Annotated in this window: 19 protein-coding genes; 11 read left to right on the top strand and 8 right to left on the bottom strand. The window is 47.4% G+C overall.

Going from position 1 to position 22,735, the window contains the following annotated elements:
* Nucleotides 1-60: 60 nt before the first annotated feature.
* The gene (locus CWI81_RS03745) at nt 61-627 is read left to right on the top strand and encodes an NAD(P)H nitroreductase (protein ID WP_126783877.1); all 567 of its coding nucleotides are present in this window, start codon (nt 61-63) and stop codon (nt 625-627) included.
* A 50-nt stretch (nt 628-677) separates the two neighbouring features.
* On the opposite strand, the gene asnS is transcribed toward CWI81_RS03745, so the two are convergent.
* On the bottom strand, nt 678-2,078 hold the full coding sequence (gene asnS / locus CWI81_RS03740; protein ID WP_126783876.1) for an asparagine--tRNA ligase: 1,401 nt from the start codon (nt 2,076-2,078) through the stop codon (nt 678-680).
* Between the two features lie 102 nt (nt 2,079-2,180).
* Between asnS and CWI81_RS03735 the strand changes: the two genes are divergently transcribed.
* Nucleotides 2,181-2,543: a hypothetical protein gene (locus CWI81_RS03735; RefSeq protein WP_126783875.1), complete on the top strand. Its 363-nt coding sequence runs from the start codon at nt 2,181-2,183 to the stop codon at nt 2,541-2,543.
* On the opposite strand, the gene bioA is transcribed toward CWI81_RS03735, so the two are convergent.
* Nucleotides 2,530-3,831: an adenosylmethionine--8-amino-7-oxononanoate transaminase gene (gene bioA, locus CWI81_RS03730; protein WP_126783874.1), complete on the bottom strand. Its 1,302-nt coding sequence runs from the start codon at nt 3,829-3,831 to the stop codon at nt 2,530-2,532. The two genes, CWI81_RS03735 and bioA, sit on opposite strands and share 14 nt — an antisense overlap.
* A gap of 115 nt (nt 3,832-3,946) precedes the next feature.
* Between bioA and bioB the strand changes: the two genes are divergently transcribed.
* The 7 genes from bioB to CWI81_RS03695 all read left to right on the top strand — a co-directional run bounded on the left by bioB (nt 3,947) and on the right by CWI81_RS03695 (nt 10,780).
* Nucleotides 3,947-4,984, top strand: a complete 1,038-nt coding sequence (bioB, locus tag CWI81_RS03725) for a biotin synthase BioB (RefSeq protein ID WP_126783873.1) — start codon at nt 3,947-3,949, stop codon at nt 4,982-4,984.
* The gene (locus CWI81_RS03720; RefSeq protein ID WP_126783872.1) at nt 4,974-6,077 is read left to right on the top strand and encodes an aminotransferase class I/II-fold pyridoxal phosphate-dependent enzyme; all 1,104 of its coding nucleotides are present in this window, start codon (nt 4,974-4,976) and stop codon (nt 6,075-6,077) included. Before bioB ends, CWI81_RS03720 begins: the two co-directional genes overlap by 11 nt.
* Entirely contained in the window at nt 6,070-6,849 is a 780-nt protein-coding gene (locus tag CWI81_RS03715) for a methyltransferase domain-containing protein (RefSeq protein WP_126783871.1), read from the top strand. The genes CWI81_RS03720 and CWI81_RS03715 overlap by 8 nt, the downstream gene beginning before the upstream one ends.
* Before the next feature lie 26 nt (nt 6,850-6,875).
* On the top strand, nt 6,876-7,544 hold the full coding sequence (gene bioD, locus CWI81_RS03710; RefSeq protein WP_126783870.1) for a dethiobiotin synthase: 669 nt from the start codon (nt 6,876-6,878) through the stop codon (nt 7,542-7,544).
* A 72-nt stretch (nt 7,545-7,616) separates the two neighbouring features.
* The gene (htpX, locus tag CWI81_RS03705; protein WP_126783869.1) at nt 7,617-8,498 is read left to right on the top strand and encodes a protease HtpX; all 882 of its coding nucleotides are present in this window, start codon (nt 7,617-7,619) and stop codon (nt 8,496-8,498) included.
* 90 nt (nt 8,499-8,588) lie between these two features.
* The gene (locus CWI81_RS03700) at nt 8,589-9,947 is read left to right on the top strand and encodes a class II 3-deoxy-7-phosphoheptulonate synthase (protein WP_126783868.1); all 1,359 of its coding nucleotides are present in this window, start codon (nt 8,589-8,591) and stop codon (nt 9,945-9,947) included.
* Between the two features lie 35 nt (nt 9,948-9,982).
* Nucleotides 9,983-10,780: a DUF1338 domain-containing protein gene (locus CWI81_RS03695; protein WP_126783867.1), complete on the top strand. Its 798-nt coding sequence runs from the start codon at nt 9,983-9,985 to the stop codon at nt 10,778-10,780.
* 43 nt (nt 10,781-10,823) lie between these two features.
* On the opposite strand, the gene ppsR is transcribed toward CWI81_RS03695, so the two are convergent.
* Nucleotides 10,824-11,633, bottom strand: a complete 810-nt coding sequence (gene ppsR, locus CWI81_RS03690; RefSeq protein WP_126783866.1) for a posphoenolpyruvate synthetase regulatory kinase/phosphorylase PpsR — start codon at nt 11,631-11,633, stop codon at nt 10,824-10,826.
* A gap of 112 nt (nt 11,634-11,745) precedes the next feature.
* Between ppsR and ppsA the strand changes: the two genes are divergently transcribed.
* Nucleotides 11,746-14,112 carry a phosphoenolpyruvate synthase gene (ppsA, locus tag CWI81_RS03685; protein WP_126783865.1) on the top strand — a complete coding sequence of 789 codons (2,367 nt, stop codon included), beginning with the start codon at nt 11,746-11,748 and terminating at the stop codon, nt 14,110-14,112.
* Nucleotides 14,113-14,152: 40 nt separating this feature from the next.
* Complete coding sequence (gene ydiJ, locus CWI81_RS03680; protein ID WP_126783864.1) at nt 14,153-17,185, top strand: D-2-hydroxyglutarate dehydrogenase YdiJ; 3,033 nt, start codon at nt 14,153-14,155, stop codon at nt 17,183-17,185.
* A 3-nt stretch (nt 17,186-17,188) separates the two neighbouring features.
* Here ydiJ and CWI81_RS03675 read toward each other — a convergent pair whose 3' ends face one another.
* The 5 genes from CWI81_RS03675 to mnmA all read right to left on the bottom strand — a co-directional run bounded on the left by CWI81_RS03675 (nt 17,189) and on the right by mnmA (nt 22,702).
* Nucleotides 17,189-18,223, bottom strand: a complete 1,035-nt coding sequence (locus tag CWI81_RS03675; RefSeq protein ID WP_126783863.1) for a Glu/Leu/Phe/Val family dehydrogenase — start codon at nt 18,221-18,223, stop codon at nt 17,189-17,191.
* Nucleotides 18,224-18,360: 137 nt separating this feature from the next.
* A complete protein-coding gene (locus tag CWI81_RS03670; RefSeq protein WP_198678638.1) occupies nt 18,361-19,521 on the bottom strand; it encodes a cupin domain-containing protein in 1,161 nt (386 codons plus the stop codon).
* A complete protein-coding gene (gene purB / locus CWI81_RS03665) occupies nt 19,518-20,888 on the bottom strand; it encodes an adenylosuccinate lyase (protein WP_126784457.1) in 1,371 nt (456 codons plus the stop codon). The genes CWI81_RS03670 and purB overlap by 4 nt, the downstream gene beginning before the upstream one ends.
* Before the next feature lie 66 nt (nt 20,889-20,954).
* Nucleotides 20,955-21,575 (bottom strand): high frequency lysogenization protein HflD, encoded by a 621-nt coding sequence (hflD, locus tag CWI81_RS03660; RefSeq protein ID WP_126783862.1) that lies wholly within the window; start codon nt 21,573-21,575, stop codon nt 20,955-20,957.
* Entirely contained in the window at nt 21,572-22,702 is a 1,131-nt protein-coding gene (mnmA, locus tag CWI81_RS03655) for a tRNA 2-thiouridine(34) synthase MnmA (RefSeq protein ID WP_126783861.1), read from the bottom strand. The genes hflD and mnmA overlap by 4 nt, the downstream gene beginning before the upstream one ends.
* Nucleotides 22,703-22,735: the final 33 nt, after the last annotated feature.

Raw genomic sequence — 22,735 nt, 5'->3', positions numbered from 1 at the left:
AAGAAACCATAGTAATTATGTAACTAAGCGTGACAAATTTGTATCTTCCAGAGGGGAAACATGGACGCTATTGAATTATTGACGAAACGTTCTTCAATGCCGAGATTAACTGAGCCGGCTCCAACCGTAGAACAATTGGATGTCATACGGCGGTCGGCAATTCGGGTACCCGATCATATGAATTTATCGCCTTATCGATTTATTGAGTTTATGGGCAACGATCGACAGTTATTAGCCGATGTATACCAACAGGCAGCTCGATTAAACGACTTTGGCAATGAACGTATAGAGCAAGCCGGGCAGATCCCGTTTCGGGCGCCGATGATCATTGCCAGTTGTCTGCGTTACGTCGATAACGAAAAGGTTCCCCGTCATGAACAGTTGGCTTCTGTTGCCTGCGCAACAATGGCAATGCAGCAAGCGTGTTTTGCGCAAGGCCTGGGAGCCATCTGGAGAACTGGCTGGTTGACTGAGGACGACTATGTGCGGGAGCAGTTAGGCTGTGGCAGTGAAGATGAAATTGTTGGTTTTTTATACATTGGAACACCAGCGGTGCCAACCCCCATAAAGCCGCAAAAAGAAACCGATAGCTTTTTTAATCAAGCCAAAGACGTGCTGCTATTTTAAAGCCTGTTGAGATTAAAAAAGCCGACAAAATGTCGGCTTTTTCGGGCTAATTAAAACTGAGCAGATTTTGGCGCTCGTGGGAATGGAATCACATCTCGAATATTTTGTACTCCGGTCACATAAGCAACCAGCCGTTCAAAACCAAGCCCGAAGCCGGCGTGAGGAACAGTGCCATAACGACGTAGATCGCGATAGAAACCATACTCTTCTGCGGGCAAGTTCATTTCCTCGATACGTTTGTCGAGAATATCCAATCGTTCTTCGCGCGCACTACCACCGATGATCTCGCCAATTCCCGGCGCTAATACGTCCATTGCTGCAACTGTTTTACCGTCCTCATTCTGGCGCATGTAAAACGCTTTAATGTCACGTGGATAGTTTTTAAGAATTACCGGCGCACCGACATGTTCTTCTGCTAGGTAGCGTTCGTGCTCGGACTGCAAATCAACTCCCCATTCGACGGCGTACTCGAACTTCTTACCGCAGTTCTGAAGAATTTCAATTGCATCAGTATAATCCATATGCACAAAGTCAGCATTGACCATCTTTTCCATACGCTCAATCGCATCGGGATTAATACGCTGTTGGAAGAATGCCATATCATCCGGGCGTTCCTCTAATACGGCCTTAAAAACATACTTGAGCATATCCTCGGCAAGGTATGCAACATCGTCTAAGCTCGCGAACGCAAGTTCTGGTTCAACCATCCAGAACTCTGATAAGTGGCGGCTGGTGTTCGAGTTTTCCGCCCGAAACGTTGGACCAAACGTATAAACCTTACTTAACGAGCAGGCATAAGATTCAACATTGAGCTGGCCGGATACTGTCAAGAACGCTTCTTTACCGAAAAAGTCCTGACTATAATCAACTTCGCCTTGCTCAGTCTTCGGCACGTTTAACATATCCAGCGTCGAGACGCGGAACATCTCACCAGCACCTTCACAGTCCGAGGTAGTAATAATCGGCGTGCTAACCCATAAATAACCGTTTTCGTGAAAGAAACGGTGGATCGCCTGCGACAGCGTGTTACGCACCCGCATTACTGCGCCTGTCACATTAGTGCGTGGGCGAAGGTGCGCGTATTCCCGCAAGTACTCCATACTATGGCGTTTAGGCGCCATCGGGTAAGTGTCGGGATCATCAACCCATCCGTAAACTTTGACCGCTGTCGCCTGCAACTCATAGGACTGGCCTTTACCCTGTGACTCAACAACCACACCGGTAACTGCCACGGAGCAGCCGGTTGTTAGTTTTAATACTTCTGACTGATAATTAGACAGCTCTGCTGGAACAACAGCCTGGATTGCATCAAAACACGAACCATCGTGTATATTAATAAATGAGATGCCAGCTTTTGAGTCACGGCGGGTTCGCACCCAGCCACGCACGGTCACGGTGTCATCAACCGCTACTTTGCCTGCCAAAACATCAACTACAGAAGCGTACGACATGAGTTTCTGATCTCCGAAATGCAAATTTTGTGATAAAGGTTGCTATGTTACCTCGGTTTGGCGCAGACTCAAGAGTTAGAAACGTTTTAATGGGTTTTTAACATGAGAGTCGGATCTGTTCGGGAATTAAAGCAACTGTCTTTTTGGACTCGGGTACTGGGTTGGTTATCGATAGTAGGCTGGATTATCTTTATTGCAGCACTGGTCGTATACCATTATGCCAGACCCGAGCATGACACCTTATTAACAGAAATATTTGGTATCTCTGTGCGCGATTACTGGCATATAACGCTGGGCGAATTGTTTATCGTTTTGCTGATGTTTGGTTTGCTTATTAGCCTGATAGCTTTCACTATAAATTTGGTATTATTTAGCCAGAACCGGCAACACTTATGGCTGAATAACCTGATCTTAATTTTTACCTGTGTTGGCGGCCTGGCTTTATACTTTCTTACGACGGTTTGAGTGAGCTGACATAGTCTGCCATAGCTAATGTTAGTTGCTTTAACTGAGCAACCGAAATGGTATAGGGCGGCATTATATAGAGCAGCCGACCGAATGGCCGAATCCACACGCCATGCGCTATAAATTTTTTCTGCGCGGCGGCAACATCGATTGATTGCTCCATTTCCAAAACACCGATGGCGCCTAATACCCGAGCGTCTTTTACTGCCGGATGCTCTGCCAAAGATAACAGGTCATGTTGAAGCTGCTGTTCGATAGTAGCAACCTGCTGTCGCCAGTGACCTTCATTAATCATCGTTAATGATTCAGCCGCGACGGCGCAAGCTAAAGGGTTACCCATAAAGGTGGGACCATGCATTAATGCACCACCGCTATTTGCATGACTCACGGTCTCCGCCACATGCTGGTTGGTGATAGTTGCCGCCAACGTCATATAACCACTGGTCAGAGCTTTGCCAACACACATAATATCAGCAGTAATATCGGCATGTTCACAGGCGAACAATTTACCGGTACGGCCAAACCCTGTTGCTATTTCGTCGACAATTAATAACACCTCATACTGGTCACAGAGCAAGCGCAGCTGTTTAAGGTAGTTCGGATGGTACATGCGCATACCGCCAGCGCCTTGCACTATTGGCTCAACAACGACAGCCGCCAGCTGCTGATGATAGCGCTCAAACCAATGCCGTAATTCGCTCTCTTGCTCAGGTTGCCAGTCATCCCAAAAAGTTAACTTCGGTTTTTCCGCGAACAATTGATTACGTAAAGCATGCTTAAACAAATGGTGCATCCCATTAACCGGATCGCAGACTGACATTGCCGCAAAGGTATCCCCATGGTACCCGCCGCGAATCGTTAATAATTGATTTTTTTCGGGCCGCTGACGGGATACCCAATATTGCAGCGACATTTTAATCGCTACCTCGACACTTACCGAGCCAGAATCAGCGATAAACACTCGATCCATCCCCGCCGGGGTCAATTGGGTTAGCTGTTGCACCATATTTACCGCTGGCTGGTGGGTCAGTCCGCCAAACATGACATGTGACATGCGGTCGATTTGTTGATGAGCAGCCTGATTTAGACGTGAATGGTTGTAACCATGAATTGCCGCCCACCAGGATGACATCCCGTCAACCAACTGTTCACCACTGGATAATTTCAACTCACAGCCCGCTGCGGACTCGACATGATAGCAGGGCAGCGGGTCGATCATCGACGTGTAAGGGTGCCAAATGTGCTGTTGATCAAATTGCAGTTGTTGTTGCCAGTCGTCATTTACCATTGACTATATTTCAACCAGTTGTAAAGTTAATAAAGTGATTTTTGATTGACAGTGTAACGTTCACGAATACCCTAGTCGAGAATTAACCGCACAAACCAAGAGGCAATAGGCAGGCATGGCATCGATAAGAAACGATTGGACGGTAAACGAAGTCAGTGATTTACTGCAGCGTCCGCTAAACGATTTGATTTTTCAAGCACAGACCATTCATCGCCAATACTTTAACCCGAATCAAGTGCAGGTAAGCACGCTTTTATCTATAAAAACCGGAGCCTGCCCGGAAGATTGTAAATATTGTCCGCAGAGCGCGCATTATCATACAGGGCTTGATCGCGAGCGGTTAATGGAAGTGGAAAAAGTATTAGCCGAAGCCAATGCTGCGAAGCAGAAGGGCGCTAGTCGTTTTTGCATGGGAGCTGCCTGGCGTAACCCGAAAGATCGCGATATGCCATACCTCATCGAGATGATTAAAGGCGTCAAAGAGCTGGGCTTAGAAACTTGTATGACGCTCGGTATGCTCTCTGATACACAGGCTAAACTGTTACAGCAGTCCGGGCTGGATTACTACAATCACAACCTGGATACGTCACCTGAATTTTATGGCGACATCATTACCACTCGTACCTACGAAGACCGCTTGCAGACGCTTAAAAACGTGCGCGATGCGGGTATGAAAGTATGTGCAGGTGGTATTGTCGGAATGGGAGAGTCGATCGCTGATCGTGCATCACTATTGGTACAGCTGGCTAATTTGCCGAAACACCCGGAAAGCGTGCCGATTAATATGTTAGTTAAAGTCGCCGGCACACCGTTTGCAGATATTGAAGACATGGATCCGATTGAATTTGTGCGTACGGTAGCTGTAGCTCGTATTCTTATGCCGCAATCCCATGTACGGCTGTCGGCTGGACGCGAAGACATGAGTGATGAAATGCAATCGTTGTGTTTCTTAGCCGGAGCCAACTCTATTTTTTACGGTGAAAAACTACTAACTACCGCGAACCCTCAAGCGGATGCTGATTTACGGTTGTTCCAGCGGTTAGGGATTGAGCCTGAGCCACACCATGGCTACGACGATGATATTCATGAAGCCGTCATCAGTGACGCGGTGCAGGAGCAACACCAACCGGTACGCTACTACGATGCGTCTTGACGATTTGCGCCGTTCGTCGCGCTATCGTGTTCGTCAATCTCGCCAGCCAGCTGCAATTGAAAAACAGTTTGCTAGTAATGATTACTTATCTTTAAGCCAGCATCGGCGGCTCATTAAGGCCGCCACAGATGCGCTTGAGCAATGGGGCACAGGTAGTTCGGGTTCTCCCTTGTTGAGTGGCTACACCGAGCAACACCGATTGCTTGAAGAAGAGTTAGCAGACTGGCTGCAAGTTGATAGTGCGTTATTGTTCAGCAGTGGTTTCGCTGCCAATCATGGGGTAATAACTACACTGATAGAGCCCGCTAAAAAAATACACTGCGATCGGCTTTGTCATGCCTCTATTTTGGAGGGCGTTAAGCACAGTCAGCGAAGATTCAAGCGGTTTCCGCACAATCATCCCGAAACAATTAAGGCAACCGCCGATGATTGGTTAATTACTGAGGGAACCTTCAGTATGGATGGTGACTACGCGGTACAGCAGGCTGTAGCTCAGCAAGTGGAACAGCAACAGTTAAACTTAATGTTGGATGATGCGCACGGGCTAGGCGTCTGGGGAGAGCAGGGTCGAGCGAGCTATGATGAATTAAAGGGCCAGGTACGCGTGTTGACCGGAACCTTTGGCAAGGCATTTGGCGTTGGTGGTGCTTTTGTGGCTGGAACAACCGACGATATGGACGAGTTAATACAATTTTGTCGGGAATATATCTACTCAACTTCGTTTCCACCAGCTCAAGCCGCTTCGATTAGAGCCTCTTTGGCCATCATACGTTCCTCAGAAGGCGAGCAAAGGCGTCAGCAACTAGCTGGGAATATAGAGTTGTTCAAAACGCTGATTAGGGAACGTGGGTTAGACACGATCGAGTCTGATTCCCCCATTCAAGTCTGGGTTGTTAAAGATGACCAGAGCGCTTTAACTCTTAGCGAACAACTCAAAAAGCTGGGCTTTGTTGTTAGCGCAGTGCGTCCACCAACCGTTCCTGAAGGAACGTCAAGGCTGCGCTTTAGTCTTCAGGCAGATCACTCGCCGGAAGATATTAAACAACTTTTTTCGGCGATTGACCAATGTCAGGATATAACGATTAATGACTGAGTTAACTTATCACCAACAAGTGTCACGTCATTTTTCTCGTGCAGCGGCGCAATACCTGCAGCACCACGAAATTCAGCAATTTTTTGGTGAACAGCTATTGAAGCATAAACAACTCGGCTGTAAGCGCTTGCTTGATGTAGGGTGTGGTCCCGCAGCAATGTACCCAGTATTAGCACAGCAGTGCACCGATTATATTGGGCTCGATTTATCGCCGGCAATGCTGCAACAGGCTGCGCGAATAGCGCCCCATGGCAAATGGCTGCAAGGTGCTGCCGAGAACTTGCCACTAGCGCCACAGAGCATCGATTTCTATTTCGCAAACCTGTCATTGCAGTGGTCTGAATCGTTACAGCTGAGCCTGCAGGAAATGCAGCGCGTACTAAGTGATGATGGCGAAGCCGCGTTTAACCTACCAATTGCAGGGAGCTTTCATGAACTGCAGGAAAGTTTCCGGCAGTTAGATGAACAACCTCATACTCAATCATTTTTCAGCGTGCAACAGCTTAATAGTTTGATCGAGGCTAGTGGTTTACGAAGCTATCAATACCATATTAAAGAGCACCAGCAGTGGTTTCCCGATTTAAAGTCATTATTGGGCAGCATTAAAGGCGTGGGGGCTAACTATGTAAAACGCAAAGAGGGGGGAGGCTTGCTATCGCCCCGTCGCTTTAATCAGGTCATTGACGCTTATGAGTGCTACAGGACTGAAAAAGGACTACCTTTGACCTGGCGTGTGGCCTCCTTTCATTTTCTTAAGCAGGTTAACCTATAGTTTATTGGGAATAATTTTAAGTAATCATGAAACAGTATTTTATAACCGGAACAGACACCGATAGCGGGAAAACTGTCGCAGCAAAGGCTGTCCTCGACAGGCTTAAAAACGTTGGCTACAAAACACTGGCGATGAAGCCCGTCGCCTCAGGCTGCCACCAACACCAACATCAATTGCAAAACGTCGACGCAGAAACATTGCGTGAGGCGATGACGCTAGACTGCGACTACTCATTGACCAATCCGTATGCGTTTGAACCGGCTATTGCTCCTCACATAGCAGCCGCTGAAGCAGGTGTTAAGATCAGCGCTGAGGTGCTTAAGCGAACCCACCAACAGTTGCTGACTATGGATCCAGATGCGCTAGTTATAGAAGGTGCCGGGGGCTGGAAGTTACCGCTCTCCGAAACACTGATGATGCCGGAATTTGTCGCCGCCATAGATGCTGAGGTTATTTTGGTCGTTGGCCTTAAGCTCGGATGTTTAAATCATGCACTGTTATCGGCACAGGCTATTTTGGCCGACGGACTCTCTATAGCTGGCTGGATAGCGGTTAATACGCAGCCACAACCAATGCCTTATGTAGAGCAAAACCTAGAAACTTTAAGGCGTTGTTTGCCTGCGCCGTGTATCGGCGAGCTGCCATACCTGGCTGATTGGCAGCAACAAGATTTGAGCCGCTACATAAAAATATAAACGGCACTTGGAAAGGTTGTTACCAGACCCAATATAAGCGACAACAACGATATTTTGTAAAACGAGGCCAGTATGCAACGTATTGCTTTATTCTTAGCCACCAACCTAGCCATTTTGCTGGTTGTCAGCTTTGTTTATAACATCATCAGCAGTGCCACCGGTTACAGTCTAGGCAATACTGGCGGTTTACTTTTATTCTGTGCTTTATTCGGTTTTGGTGGCGCCTTTGTATCGCTGTGGATATCGCGTTGGATGGCCTTAAGAGCGACTGGCGCAAAGGTCATAGAAAGACCGACTAATGCCAGCGAAAAGTGGTTATTAGAGACGGTTAAGCGGCAGGCTCAACAAGCGGGCTTGCCAATGCCTCAAGTTGCTATCTATTCGTCTGCGGCACCCAACGCGTTTGCAACAGGGCGCAGCAAGAACAAATCATTAGTTGCGGTTAGCACAGGGTTAATGAACACGTTGAATGAAACGGAGGTTGAGGCCGTTCTTGCCCATGAAGTTAGTCATATCGCCAACGGGGATATGGTAACGATGACATTGATTCAGGGCATCGTGAATACCTTTGTGATGTTCTTCGCCCGATTGATCGCCTCGGCTATCAACAACGCCACGCGCGGTAATAATCAGCAGGGTGGACTAGGCACGTTTGCTTATTTTGGCATTGTCATGGCGTTAGAAGTGGTGTTTGGCCTGTTCGCCAGTATTATTGTTATGTGGTTCTCGCGTCAGCGCGAATTTCGGGCGGACGCTGGCTCTGCCGGTTTAGTGGGGGCGGATAAAATGATTGCTGCACTAGAACGGTTAAAACGTGGTCAGGAGTCAAAATTAGAGGGTTCGATGTTAGCTTTTGGGATTAATGGCAAACGCAGTGGTTTGAGCAAGTTATTTATGAGCCATCCACCATTGGATGAGCGAATTCATGCACTACAAAATCGATTTAAACGATAACTGATAAAATTCGCTGGGATAGCGTTGCTTTTAGGCGTTATCCCCGTTAGATTTGATGATTCCTAATCACCCTAGACTGGATACGCAGTTATGAGCCAGTGGAACGCCCACAGTTGGCGTGAAAAGCCAATAAAACAACAACCTAACTACGCCGATAAAAAGCAACTTAAACAGGTTGAACAAGAACTGAGTCAATTTCCGCCGCTGGTGTTTGCGGAAGAAATCCGCGCATTGCGCTCGCAGTTAACCGACGTCTGTCAGGGTAACGGTTTCCTACTTCAAGGTGGCGATTGTGCTGAGTCGTTCAGTGACTTTAATGCCCCTAAAATTCGCGACACCTTTAAAGTAATATTGCAAATGGCCATTGTTATGACCTTTGCCGGCTCTTGTCCCGTAACCAAGGTTGCACGTATGGCGGGGCAGTATGCGAAACCACGTTCCAGCGATTTAGAAACTATTGATGGTGTTAACTTACCTAGCTACCGTGGTGACATTATCAATGGTATGGCATTTACTGAGACTGACCGGCAACCCGACCCGCAGCGGATGCTTAAGGCTTATCATCACTCAGCAGCAACGTTAAATTTATTGCGCGCATTTGCACAAGGTGGTTTGGCGAACTTGCACAAAGTGCATAAGTGGAACCTTGGTTTTCTGGCTGCCAATCCATTAAAAGAGCGTTATCAACAAATGGCTGAACAAATTCAGTCAGCCCTGCAGTTTATGGAAGTTTTAGGTATCAATGCAGATAATAATGCAACGTTGCATGAAACTCAGTTGTTTACTTCTCATGAAGCTCTGCTGTTACCCTATGAACAGGCGTTAACCCGCACCGATACCCTGACCGGGCTTCCTTACGACTGCTCTGCCCATATGATTTGGATTGGCGAACGAACTCGTCAGCTGGACCATGCTCATGTGGAATTTATGCGCGGGATTCATAACCCGATAGGGGTCAAAGTAGGGCCAACAATGCCTGCTGATGAACTTATTCAGTTATTGGATGTTTTGAACCCGGATAATGAGGCAGGCAGAATTACTCTAATCACTCGCATGGGAGCTGATAATTTGGCCGGGAAGCTACCAGAGCTTGCCCGTCGGGTTAAAGCAGAAGGCCGACATGTGGTTTGGTCCAGTGATCCTATGCACGGCAATACGACCAAAGCTGATAATGGCCTGAAAACTCGTAACTTTGATGCCATCCATAAGGAACTGCGTCAATTCTTTGCAGTGCATCAGGCAGAAGGCACGTACGCTGGCGGCATACACCTGGAAATGACTGGAGAGGATGTTACTGAATGCACCGGCGGAGCTTACCAAATTAGTGAGTCTGATTTATCCAGTCGGTATAGGACGCAGTGCGATCCAAGACTTAACGCTGATCAGGTGTTAGAATTAGCGTTTTTGGTGGCCGAGTCATTGCGCGCAGCTCGCAATGGTCACGGCTAGATGTCACTTATAAGTATTAAAAGGATTCAGTTTTCATGTCTTTGCAAGTAGAGAAGTTGTTTGAACGGTTGTGGCAGGACTATATTTCACGTACTCCGTCCGCCCCTAAAGTACATCAAGTACTTGGCAAAGGGCACGAAATTGTTAATGACCATGTCGCGTTTCGTACCTTCGACATAGCTCCTGTAAGGTTAGAGGCTCTGGCACAACACTTTTTAGCACTAGGCTATAAAGAAGGTGGTGATTATCACTTCGAAGCAAAAAAGCTTCGCGCAAAGCACTTTGAACATGAAGATCCCAGCTTACCTAAAGTGTTCATTAGTGAGTTGATGACCGAGGAATTTAGTGACTCTTTACAACAAAAAGTGAAGGCAATGGTCGAGCAAGTTGACCCTGCGATTGTTGATAAAGACGAATTTTTATACTCAGGTACCCACTGGTCGGTTAGCCATGCAGATTATCTGGAATTGCTGGAAGAAAGCGAGTATGCAGCCTGGATGTCAGCTTTTGGTTTCTGCGCCAATCATTTCACTGTCAGCGTCAATCAATTACCCGGTTACGATTCACTAGAACAGGTTAATGAAACTCTGAAGCAAGAAGGCTTTAGACTAAATACTTCGGGTGGCGAAATTAAAGGTTCTCCGGAGGTATGCCTGGAACAATCTTCCACGATGGCAGACCGTCATCCGGTTGCTTTTAGCGATCAGACTGTTGAAATTCCATCTTGTTTTTATGAGTTCGCGAAACGTTATAAAACTGAAGAAGGTAAGCTTTACAGTGGCTTCGTTGCAGCTTCTGCGGACAAAATTTTTGAAAGCACCAACGCTAGCTAATAACCTCTTGTCATTAAGTTAATTAAGTCGCCTGCGGTGGACGTCAGTAACGACGTCGCTGCAGGTTCGTTTTAGCGAGTATTTTGGCCGCGATCTCTTCCACGGAAAAATGCGTCGAATTAATAAACGGCACTGCCTCTTTTCGATAAAGCTTTTCAACCTCTCGTAATTCAAACTGACACTGTTGCATCGAAGCATATTGGCTACCTTGACGGCGCTGACTGCGAATCTCGTGCAATCGCTGTGGGTCCAGGGTTAGACCAAACAATTTATGACGTTGCAGCTTTAACTCTTTGGGCAAGTCTAAATGCTCAAAATCATCATCGTCGGTGATTGGGTAATTGGCAGCTTTAATACCATATTGTAAAGCCAAATAGAGACTGGTTGGAGTTTTCCCGGTTCGCGATACACCCACTAAAATAATATCGGCTTGGTCAAGTTGATTTAGTTTTTTTCCATCGTCGTTATCTAATGCGTAATTAATTGCATCAACCCGGAAATTATAATTCTTATGAACGCCATGGGTACGGTGGGTTTTCGGTTCGGCTTGTACGCCAATTTGTTGTGCGACTGAGCCAACAAATTGATCCAGAAAATCGTAGGAAATGCCGCCGCAGTTAACCACTTTTTGTTTTAGCGTTTCATTGACAAAGGTATGAAATATTAAGGGTGGCTCACCATCTTTTTCAAATGCCTGGTTAATTTGTCGGCAAACTTTATCTGCTTTAGCTTCACTATCGATAAATGGCAGGGTCGTGTGCTGGAATTCAACCGGAAACATGGACAAGAGGGCATGGCCAAAAGCTTCGGCGGTGAGGGCTGTTCCGTCGGAAACATAAAACGCTGTACGCATAATTTACGCTTTTAATTTTTTTAATCTGTAGACAGATATTAACTTGTTCGACTGCAAAGTGTAAAATATCCAGCACTTTCACCTCCATCGACAAAATTTTGAGGACAGTGACGTGCAAGAATACGTATTGTGGTATCAACAGCTTGGCATGAATGACGTGAACCGGGTAGGCGGAAAAAACGCCTCTCTGGGCGAAATGATCAGTAACCTGGCTGGAGCTGGCGTAGAAGTGCCTGGTGGTTTTGCCACTACCGCTGATGCGTACAATCAGTTTCTTGAGCAAAGTGGGTTAAACGACCGTATTCATGACTTGCTCGACCAGCTGGATGTCGACGATGTTAGAGCTTTGACTGCTGCAGGCCAAAAGATACGCCAGTGGATCATCGATACGCCTTTCCAACCAGAGTTTGAGCAAGCGATTAAATCTGCGTTTTCGCAACTCAGCGAAGACAATGACGAATTCAGTTTTGCGGTGCGTAGTTCAGCGACAGCGGAGGATATGCCGGATGCTTCATTCGCTGGACAACAAGAGACCTTTCTAAACGTGCGCGGTCTGGATGCCGTAATGGAAGCTATTAAGCACGTATTTGCCTCACTATTTAACGATCGCGCTATTTCCTACCGGGTACACCAGGGCTACGACCATCGCGGTGTTGCGTTGTCGGCCGGGGTACAACGAATGGTGCGCAGTGACATCGCTTCTTCTGGTGTTATGTTCACCATTGATACTGAGTCAGGATTTGATGACGTCGTGTTTGTTACATCATCGTTTGGGCTTGGCGAAATGGTCGTACAAGGGGCAGTAAACCCAGATGAATTTTATGTTCATAAGCCAACTCTCGCTGCCAAACGACCGGCGGTTTTACGCCGTAACTTAGGTAGCAAACAAATACAGATGATTTTCTCTGAAGATCGGGCCCATGGGAAACAAACCCTGATAGAAGATGTTAATGCCTCAAAGTCTCTGTCGTTTTCCGTAACTGATCAGGAAGTTGAAGAGCTGGCCAAGCAGGCCGTAATTATCGAACAGCACTACGGCCGTCCAATGGATATCGAGTGGGCCAAAGATGGTATTGATGGTAAGTTATATATCGTTCAGGCTCGTCCGGAGACCGTACGTTCAAATCAAAAAGGCCAAGCGATAGAGCGCTTTGCATTAAAAGATAAGAGCGAAGTGGTGTGTGAAGGACGAGCAATTGGTCAGCGTATCGGTGCGGGTGTCGCTAAGGTACTTAACGACATCAGCGAAATGGACAAAGTGCAGCCTGGCGATGTGTTAGTGACCGATATGACCGACCCAGACTGGGAACCGGTAATGAAACGCGCTGCAGCGATCGTCACTAATCGTGGGGGCAGAACTTGTCACGCCGCTATCATTGCACGTGAATTAGGTATCCCTGCAGTCGTTGGCTGTGGTAATGCCGACCAATTAATCAGCAATGGGCGTAAGGTCACCGTGTCGTGTGCCGAGGGTGACACCGGCTATATTTACGATGGCGAACTCGAGTTTGATGTCACTTCTACCGCCGTTGATAAAATGCCTGACTTACCCATGAAAGTTATGATGAACGTAGGCAACCCGGATCGAGCGTTTGATTTTGCCAGCCTGCCACATGCCGGTATTGGCTTGGCACGGCTTGAGTTTATTATAAACCGCATGATTGGTGTTCATCCCAAGGCGCTATTGAACTTCGATGAGCAGAGTGACGAATTACAGGCGACTATCCGTGGCATGATGGCGGGCTATTCCAGTCCACGCGAATACTACGTGACCAAGCTCACCGAGGGCATCGCCACGTTGGGAGCTGCTTTTTCGCCCGAGCGCGTTATCGTGCGAATGTCAGATTTTAAATCAAACGAATACGCCAACTTAATTGGCGGTAGTCAGTACGAACCCGGCGAAGAAAACCCGATGCTTGGCTTCCGCGGTGCATCTCGCTACATTTCTGAGGAATTCAGAGATTGCTTCGCACTTGAGTGTGAGGCTATTAAACGGGTACGCAACGACATGGGACTGACCAATGTCGAAATTATGATCCCCTTCGTACGGACCCTGGAAGAAGGCCGTAAAGTGATTGAGTTGCTGGCAGAGCAGGGCCTCAAGCAGGGTGAAAACGGACTCCGTGTCATTATGATGTGTGAACTACCGTCAAATGCGCTGTTGGCTGATGAGTTTCTTGATATATTCGACGGCTTCTCAATTGGTTCCAACGACTTGACCCAGCTAACACTAGGATTGGATCGCGACTCTGGCGTTATCGCTCATTTATTTGATGAACGTAACGAGGCCGTTAAGAAAATGCTGGCGATGGCGATTAGTACGGCAAAAAAACGCGGTAAGTATGTTGGTATTTGCGGTCAGGGTCCCTCCGACCACCCAGACTTTGCGGCCTGGCTGGTTGAACACGGTATTGATTCAGTATCGTTAAATCCAGACACAGTCGTCGAAACCTGGATGTATTTATCAAAAAACCTATAACAGCATTGCATAACGACGGAAAAAGGGCAGCGAAAACGATATGACACATCTCCCGAAACTAGTTGCTGAAAGCGGTCTTCCTGCGGAATACCGTCAATTCTTAAAAGAGTTATCAAGCACAAGCTTTTCGGGAGATGTTGATGTTACTTACGGCGGTCGTTTGATTGCCGCAACTGACAACAGCGTCTATCAACAGCTTCCTCAAGGAGTTATCTACCCACGTACGACCAATGATTTAAAGCAGCTGCTGAAGTTGGCGGCCGAACCTGCCTATCAAACTATTCAGTTCTCTCCAAGGGGCGGTGGTACTGGTACAAATGGCCAGTCGCTAACACCCGGGTTAGTAGTCGACATGAGTCGCCACATGAACCGTGTGTTAGAAGTGAATGTTGAACAAGGCTGGGTAAGAGTGCAGGGAGGCGTGGTTAAAGATCAGCTAAACGATGCTTTAAGGCCTCATGGCTACTTCTTCTCACCCGACTTATCCACCAGCAACCGGGCCACTCTGGGCGGCATGATCAACACTGATGCGTCAGGCCAGGGGTCGCTGGTATACGGCAAAACCAGTGATCATATTTTAGCTTTATCAACTGTGTTAGTTGGTGGCGAGACTATGGATAGCCGGCCGGTTTCGTTGCAGCAAGCCCAGGAAACTAGCCAGAAAGAGGGTGCTGTAGGGCGCTTATACCGACAAGCACTGAATAGTTGTATTGGTTACCGAGAGCAAGTCGAAGAAAAATTTCCTGACCTTAATCGGTTTCTTACCGGTTACGACCTTAAAAACGCTTATGATCCCGAAAATAATACGCTAGATGTTTCACGTTTAATCGCTGGCTCAGAAGGCACGTTAGGGTTTGTTGCTGAAGCCCGGCTGAATATCACGCCGATCCCTAAATACCGCACGCTGGTTAACGTAAAATACAGTGATTTTCAGGCGGCTCTGAATAACGCACCTTTTTTAGTGGAAGCACAAGCCACATCTGTTGAAACCATCGACAGCAAGGTTTTGAATTTAGCCCGTCAGGACATTATCTGGCACTCAGTTGAACCGTTAATGACCGACGTCGAAGGGCAGACAATGAATGGCATTAACATGGTTGAATTCGCCAGCATTGACGCCGATGAAAATACTCAAAAAGTTAAGCAGCTATGTCAACGTTTGGATAAGCTGATTAAAAGCAAAAACAACCAAGGTGTGATCGGTTATCAAATTTGTGACGACTTAGAGAGTATTCAAAAAATTTACGCGATGCGTAAAAAGTCTGTGGGATTGCTTGGTGCAACCAAAGGCCGCCGCAAACCTGTCGCCTTTGCTGAGGATACCGCAGTTCCGCCCCACAAACTGGCTGAGTTCATTATAGAGTTCAGGCAGTTACTGGATGATGCCGGTCTCGACTATGGAATGTTTGGCCATGCCGATGCGGGGGTTTTGCATGTGCGTCCAGCGCTCGACTTAACCGAACCTAACGACGAATTATTATTGCGGGAAGTTAGCGATAAAGTAGCTGCTTTAACCGCGAAGTACGGTGGCTTGATGTGGGGGGAGCACGGAAAAGGATACCGCTCTGAGTACGCTCCCGAGTTTTTTGGAGAGGAGCTGTTTACTGAGTTACGCAAGATTAAGACGGCTGTTGATCCATTTAATCAATTAAATCCCGGCAAAATATGCACACCGATTGACGGAGACCATCAGTTAGTCTCTGTCGATGCGACTAAACGGGGTTTTTATGATCGCCAGATTCCCATTGAAACCCGTGATAGTTATCGCAACGCAATGGACTGTAATGGCAACGGTTTGTGTTTTAACTACGATACCAAAGCAGTAATGTGCCCAAGTTTTAAGGTAAGCGGTGATCGTCGATTTTCACCGAAAGGGCGTTCTTCGCTTATGCGTGAATGGTTAAGGCTTAATTCAAACGCAGGCTTTGATGCGCAGCACTCAGCAACTCAGCGTGCCTCCATGTTGCGGCGTTGGGTAAACCAATGGCGCGGCAAAAATGACTTTAGTCACGAAGTAAAACACTCAATGGATAAGTGCCTTGCGTGCAAAGCCTGCACCAACCAATGTCCGGTCAGTGTCGATGTTCCAATCTTCCGGGCAAGATTTCTAGAGCACTATTACAGCCGTTATTCACGCCCCCTTAAAGACTGGCTGGTTAAGAATATAGAAACCTCGGCAGCCCTAGGAGCCAAGTTACCGCGGTTAACCAATTTAGTCACCAATAACCGGCTATCGCAAACTTTTCTAAGTAATGTGGTTGGGTATGTCGACACGCCTCAGTTCTCAACGCCGAACCTGGATTCGCGGTGGCGCCGTCGAGGTTTCGATATATTAAATACCGAGCAAATACTGGCAACCGACCCGAAGCAGCGTGAATATTGGGTCGTTATAGTACAGGACCCATTTACCAGTTTTTACGAAGCTGAAGTGGTTGAAGCTTTTGCCGCCTTGGTTAAACGGCTTGGGTATACGCCGGTTTTATTACCCTTTAAAGGTCACGGAAAAGCGCAACACGTAAAAGGTTACTTAGCCGATTTTCAGCAAACAGCGGAACGAGTTGCCGACCAATTATTGCCGTTGTGTGAAAATGGGATTGACTTGGTGGGCGTAGACACATCAACTGCGCTAGTTTTCCGTGATGAATATCAACAGGCGCTTGGCAATAAAGCAGACGCTCTTTCAGTAAAAACTGTGGCTGAATGGTTTGAAGGTAAGCCACTCTCACCGATGGCAGAGACGTCGAGTCGTAGTTATGGCTTGTTGATGCATTGCACAGAGCAGAGCTTTATTCCTGAGTCGGCTAGACACTGGCAACAGCTGTTTGCTTCTTTTGGGTTACAGCTGGATGTTGTTAATGTTGGATGCTGCGGCATGGCAGGGACTTTCGGCCATGAACGCGACAACCAGCAAGAGAGCCGGGCGCTTTACCAGATGGGTTGGAAACAGGCAATTGATGCCTATGGCAGTAGCGGCATTGTGGCGACAGGATTTTCATGCCGTTCGCAAATCAAACGGTTGGAAGAAAAGCGGGTGAGGCACCCGCTTGAAGTCATTTTAAGTTGTTTTGACTAAGTCTTATTTGGCGTTAGCGATAATTTCGCGCGCCATTTGGTCCGCCAATTCACCCGTTGGGCGATCTTCATCCTTGGCTCGGGCAAACAACTTATCTAATGTATTATAGATATCACGCACGCGTTTCTCAGTCTCTTCCAACGACATGTTGGTTGCCTCTGAGCACACGTGAATAACGCCGCCAGCATTGATGACATAGTCCGGGGCATACAAAATACCCATGTCCTTAACTACTTTATCGTGTTCAGGCGTTGCCAGCTGGTTGTTCGCGCTACCCGCAATGATCTTGCACTTCAGCTGCTTTAAAGTGTCATCGTTAATCGTTGCACCCAAAGCACATGGCGCATAAACATCGGCATCGACAGAGTAGATTTCGTCCAGGCCGACAACGGTTGCACCGAATTCGTTTTTAGCACGCTCTAAAGCTTCTTCGTTAATGTCACTGACAATCAGCTCAGCGCCATCGTCATGGCAATACTTGGCAAAACCATAACCGACAGAGCCCAAGCCCTGAACTGCAATTTTAACGCCGTTAAGGTCATCACTGCCTAAGCGGTGCTTGGCCGCAGCTTTAAGACCCAAGTAGGTTCCCAGTGCGGTATGTGGTGACGGGTCGCCGGCTTTATCAGCAGTACCTGCAACGTGCTGAGTCTCCTGTGCGACAACATCAATATCGCTGGTCCGAATATTAACGTCTTCTGCAGTAATGTATTTGCCACCGAGAGAGTTAATAAAACGACCGTAAGCACGGAACAACTTGTCACTCTTAATGGTTTTTGCATCACCAATAATAACCGCTTTACCGCCGCCCAATGGCAAGCCGGCCATAGCACTTTTATAGGTCATGCCACGGGATAAACGCAGTACATCCGTTAGTGCCTCGGCTGATGAGCCATAATTCCAAAGCCGAGTACCACCTAAGCTTGGACCCAGAGTCGTATCGTGTACAGCAATAATGGCTTTCAAGCCAGATTCTTCGTCATGACAGAAGACCACTTCGTCATGATGATCAAATTCAGGATGCTCAAATAGAGACATGAATTTCCTTCCTCATTGGTTCTAGAAATTGCGCGCACATTACCATTATGGCAGGGGCTGCGCCACTTTGAGAATTAAATAAAACTACCGATTCAAACAGCTGTTTAGCAACTCTAGTTTACAGTTAACGTAAACTGCTAATCACTCTCCAAGAAAAGCTGAAATGTGCCTTGATTAAGTAACTCAGCCATCAGCTCGCGAGTTTTATCCGAATTAACGTAAGCTTGCAGCTCTTCGCCCGGGATTTCTTGCTGGATTGCAGCCAGCGCATGCGCAAGAGACTGGGTCTGTTCGCTAATCGGGTAGCATTCTCCGTTAGCATAAAAGGCATTATGCGGCTTACTATAAAGCCAGCGAGCACCTGGTGTCCTGCCAACTAACGCATTGGGTTGTAACAGCAAATCATTCACCTGCTCTGGCGCATAAGGCAACTCCGGCTCTACTAACGAGCGTTTACTCTGCGACATGACCCGCAATAAAATATCATCGATCGCTGAACTATCGAGTGCTTCGGCTAATAGTCGCTTGCACTGAGTTAACTCGGTATCAGTAACTTGATAGCTTGCTGGCTGCTGGTTTAAATCCGGATCCTGATAACGTGTTGTTAGTTGTTCCGTTTGTAGTGCTTGATCAGCGACTTGCATTAGCCACTCAGCTTGCGAGGGAGCCCGAAAACCAACTGAATAGTTTAGCGACGGTTCGAGAGCAATACCGTCATGTGGACAGCCGGCAGGGATATAGAGTACATCGCCAGGCTCTAGAACTTCGTCAATAACAGCTTCGAAAGGTTCTTTAACCAAGGTCAGGTCATCGCACGGCTGATAATTAGTCATTTGTTGACGTGAGCCTACTTTCCAGCGACGGCGCCCGGCTCCCTGAATAATAAATACGTCGTATTGGTCCAGGTGCGGGCCAACACCTCCACCTTCACACGAAAAACTGACCATGACGTCGTCAATCCGCCATTCGGGAAGAAAGTCAAAGGCTGTAAGTAACTCGCCAACCTGGGGCAGCCATTCATTCACCGACTGAACCAACAAAGTCCAGTCGGCTTCACCAAACTGCTCGTAATCTGCGAACGGCCCATGTTGTACTGACCAGCCCTCGGTCTGGTTACTACTGGCAGAGTGCTGAACGATACGCGCATCAACGCCTTCCTCCATAGCCAGTCCGGCCAGGACCTCTGGTTCAATCAGATCATCAAATTGGGCAAATCCCTGACGGATTAAGCAGGGCTGTTGTTGCCATTGCTCTTGCAGAAATTGTCGAGATTTAAGTACGTCGGTATTAAATTTCACGATAGCTCGTCCACAAATGCTTCAGCTCGGCCGATATAGGTTGCCGGCGACAATGCTTTCATCTCATCTTTGGCAGCCTGTGGTACTTCCAGATTATCAATAAAGTGTGCCAGATCCTCCGGAGTAATACGCTTACCACGGGTCAGTTCTTTTAATTTTTCATAGGGCTTTTCAACCCCATAGCGGCGCATAACTGTCTGTACCGGTTCAGCCAGTAATTCCCAGTTTGAATCCAGCTCCTTAGCTAATACCGACTCGTTGACCTCCAACTTGCTTAAGCCTTTGAGGCTGGCATGGTAGGCGATAACTGCATGCGCAACACCGACGCCTAAGTTACGCAATACCGTAGAGTCAGTTAAGTCACGCTGCCAACGTGAAATTGGTAACTTTTGCGCCAAATGTGTCATTACCGCATTAGCAATACCCAGGTTACCTTCGGAATTCTCAAAATCTATCGGGTTTACTTTGTGCGGCATAGTGGAAGAACCGACTTCGCCAGCAACAGTTTTCTGCTTAAAGTGGTTTAGTGCAATATAGCCCCAAACATCACGATCAAAATCCGTCAGTACCGTGTTGAATCGTGCCACAGCATCAAAGAACTCAGCAATATAATCGTGTGGTTCAATCTGTGTGGTATAGGCATTCCATTCTAAACCTAAACCGCTGACAAAATCCTCTGATAGGCCATGCCAGTCAACATTAGGGTAAGCCGCTAAGTGAGCATTGTAGTTGCCTACGGCACCATTAATTTTGCCCATGACACGAACCGCTTTTAGCTGATCCAATTGACGCTGTAACCGCACCGCCACGTTTGCGAATTCTTTACCCATCGTAGTAGGAGTAGCCGGTTGCCCGTGAGTCCGAGCCATCATAGCGACTGACTTATATTCTTTTGCCTTGCTCTTAACCAGATCGACTAATTGCTGCATGACTGGCACTAACACCTGATCGCGGGCAGTCGTTATCATTAATCCATGCGACAGGTTGTTAATATCTTCCGACGTGCAAGCAAAATGAATAAATTCAGACACTTTTGCCAGCTCAGGGTGATCAGCGACTTTTTCTTTCAATAGATACTCAACGGCTTTCACATCGTGATTGGTGGTACTTTCAATGTGTTTCACTCGTTCAGCATCGGCAACACCGAAGTTATCTACAATATCATCAAGTATCGCGTTAGCTTCCTGGCTTAAGCTGGGAACCTCCTGAATGGACTGTTCTTGTGCGAGTCGCTGTAACCAACGAACTTCAACAATGACGCGAAACTTTATTAGGCCATACTCACTAAAGATTGGGCGTAACGCCTCGACTTTATTGGCATAACGCCCGTCGACCGGCGACAGGGCAGTGAGGGTTGAAAATGGCAGCATAATGTCGTTCTCCAGGTAAAAAGCTTAACGTTTAAGATTAAATTAAGTGTAATTTTTAAAGCACTAAACAGCGCGAGATAACTGTTGGGCAGTTTCCAGCATGCGTTTACGCGACAGCAAAAAATGCCTGCGCTTACCGCCCACTTGTTGCCAAAGCACTGCACTGCGCACCCCCGCCAGCAACAAAGCACGAATGTGGTATTGATTGGCATCTGTTTTTAAATAAGTCGGGTTGCCATTAATACGAATAGGTTGTCCAAGAGGGCTGATCAGTTCGCGGTAGATACCAGCCAAACTTTGTAATATGCGATAGCGCTCAAAACCAAACTCGTTGTATTGCCGGTTAACTTGCTCAAGCCGCTTAGCAAGTTGGTTCATGCTCTCATCTTTGGCAAGCAGACGGCGAGACAAGTGGATCATGCCAACCATATAACGGGTTAGCTCCAAATCTTTTTGCTGACTATTTCCCATTTGCTGGATTAGCGTTTTTAAGCCGGGTCGAATGGCCTCCACCGACCCATAGACATCCAAAGTAGAGTCAGGTTGCAAATTTAGCACACTGTTGACCAGCGTATCGGTAACGGTGTCATGCAGCACTTGTCCTGAACGAGCAATTTGTTGTACCGCTGCTGCACTAAGTGCCATACCTGACAGCGCGAGTACTCTTTGCTGCCAGTCGTTCATAGCTTAACCTCATAATCAGTCAGTCGGCGTTCGATAATACCGCCCCCCAGACACACCTCGTCCAGATAGAATACTGCTGACTGGCCCGGAGTTACTGCCGCAACGGGTTCGTCGAAAAGAACCTTTACCTGACCGTCGGCTAAGGGCTCGAGCTGGCATGCAATATCTTGTTGCCGGTAACGCGTTTTTACCACGCATTTAAAGGAGGTTAACGGCTGTTTGCGATCAACCCAATGCAGCTGACCTGCAATTAGCCCATTTGCGTATAGGCGGGGGTGATCTTTGCCTTGGGCTACGAGCAAAACATTACGCTCAACATCCTTATCCACCACATACCAGGGATCGTCCGAAGCTTCTGCCAAGCCGCCTATATGCAGCCCCTTGCGTTGACCAATGGTGTGATACATCAAACCTTCATGTTGCCCCAGCACTTCGCCATCGACAGATTCAATATCTCCGGGTTGGGCCGGTAAATATTGCTGTAAAAAGTCTTTAAATTTACGTTCGCCAATAAAGCAAATGCCGGTTGAATCTTTTTTACCCGCTGTCACCAGGCCTTGTTGCTCGGCTATCCGGCGCACTTCTGGTTTTTCCAGTTCACCGACCGGGAACAGCGTTTGAGCAATATGCTCGTGGCTCAGTGTGTACAGAAAATAGCTTTGGTCTTTATTGGTATCGATACCACGTAGTAACTGCCACTGCTGACCGTTATAGGCACGCCGAACGTAGTGGCCGGTGGCAATATAATCGGCTCCCAGGGCTTCCGCAGCAAACTCCAAAAAGGCTTTAAATTTGATTTCTTTGTTGCACATGATATCGGGGTTTGGAGTACGGCCAGCTTTGTATTCTTGTAAAAAATGCTCGAACACGTTGTCCCAATATTCAGCGGCAAAGTTAACCGTATGCAGTTCTATTCCCAGTGTCTCACACACCTTCTCGGCGTCCGCTAAATCTTCTGCGGCCGCACAATATTCGTCAGAATCGTCCTCTTCCCAGTTCTTCATGAACAAACCTTCGACGATATATCCCTGTTGTTTTAACAGATACGCCGAAACGGACGAATCGACACCGCCGGACATACCGACAATGACTTTTTTGTTGGCTGGGCTAGGAACACTGTCTGTCATCGGTTACTTGCTACCTTTATCATCAACCTATTA

It is taken from the genome of Idiomarina seosinensis (assembly GCF_003987275.1).
Classification (GTDB): Bacteria; Pseudomonadota; Gammaproteobacteria; order Enterobacterales; family Alteromonadaceae; genus Idiomarina; species Idiomarina seosinensis.
Note: the sequence above shows the minus strand (reverse complement) of the source record. Positions and strands in the feature narration are given on the sequence as shown.

What these genes read in the sequence shown, in the direction of transcription:
- bioB (WP_126783873.1), top strand. Translation starts at nt 3,947, where the DNA reads ATGGCATCGATAAGAAACGATTGGACGGTAAACGAAGTCAGTGATTTA.
- htpX (WP_126783869.1), top strand. Translation starts at nt 7,617, where the DNA reads ATGCAACGTATTGCTTTATTCTTAGCCACCAACCTAGCCATTTTGCTG.
- ppsR (WP_126783866.1), bottom strand. Translation starts at nt 11,633, where the DNA reads ATGCGTACAGCGTTTTATGTTTCCGACGGAACAGCCCTCACCGCCGAA.
- CWI81_RS03720 (WP_126783872.1), top strand. Translation starts at nt 4,974, where the DNA reads ATGCGTCTTGACGATTTGCGCCGTTCGTCGCGCTATCGTGTTCGTCAA.
- CWI81_RS03700 (WP_126783868.1), top strand. Translation starts at nt 8,589, where the DNA reads ATGAGCCAGTGGAACGCCCACAGTTGGCGTGAAAAGCCAATAAAACAA.
- CWI81_RS03675 (WP_126783863.1), bottom strand. Translation starts at nt 18,223, where the DNA reads ATGTCTCTATTTGAGCATCCTGAATTTGATCATCATGACGAAGTGGTC.
- mnmA (WP_126783861.1), bottom strand. Translation starts at nt 22,702, where the DNA reads ATGACAGACAGTGTTCCTAGCCCAGCCAACAAAAAAGTCATTGTCGGT.
- CWI81_RS03695 (WP_126783867.1), top strand. Translation starts at nt 9,983, where the DNA reads ATGTCTTTGCAAGTAGAGAAGTTGTTTGAACGGTTGTGGCAGGACTAT.
- bioD (WP_126783870.1), top strand. Translation starts at nt 6,876, where the DNA reads ATGAAACAGTATTTTATAACCGGAACAGACACCGATAGCGGGAAAACT.
- CWI81_RS03735 (WP_126783875.1), top strand. Translation starts at nt 2,181, where the DNA reads ATGAGAGTCGGATCTGTTCGGGAATTAAAGCAACTGTCTTTTTGGACT.
- CWI81_RS03745 (WP_126783877.1), top strand. Translation starts at nt 61, where the DNA reads ATGGACGCTATTGAATTATTGACGAAACGTTCTTCAATGCCGAGATTA.
- CWI81_RS03715 (WP_126783871.1), top strand. Translation starts at nt 6,070, where the DNA reads ATGACTGAGTTAACTTATCACCAACAAGTGTCACGTCATTTTTCTCGT.
- bioA (WP_126783874.1), bottom strand. Translation starts at nt 3,831, where the DNA reads ATGGTAAATGACGACTGGCAACAACAACTGCAATTTGATCAACAGCAC.
- hflD (WP_126783862.1), bottom strand. Translation starts at nt 21,575, where the DNA reads ATGAACGACTGGCAGCAAAGAGTACTCGCGCTGTCAGGTATGGCACTT.
- asnS (WP_126783876.1), bottom strand. Translation starts at nt 2,078, where the DNA reads ATGTCGTACGCTTCTGTAGTTGATGTTTTGGCAGGCAAAGTAGCGGTT.
- ydiJ (WP_126783864.1), top strand. Translation starts at nt 14,153, where the DNA reads ATGACACATCTCCCGAAACTAGTTGCTGAAAGCGGTCTTCCTGCGGAA.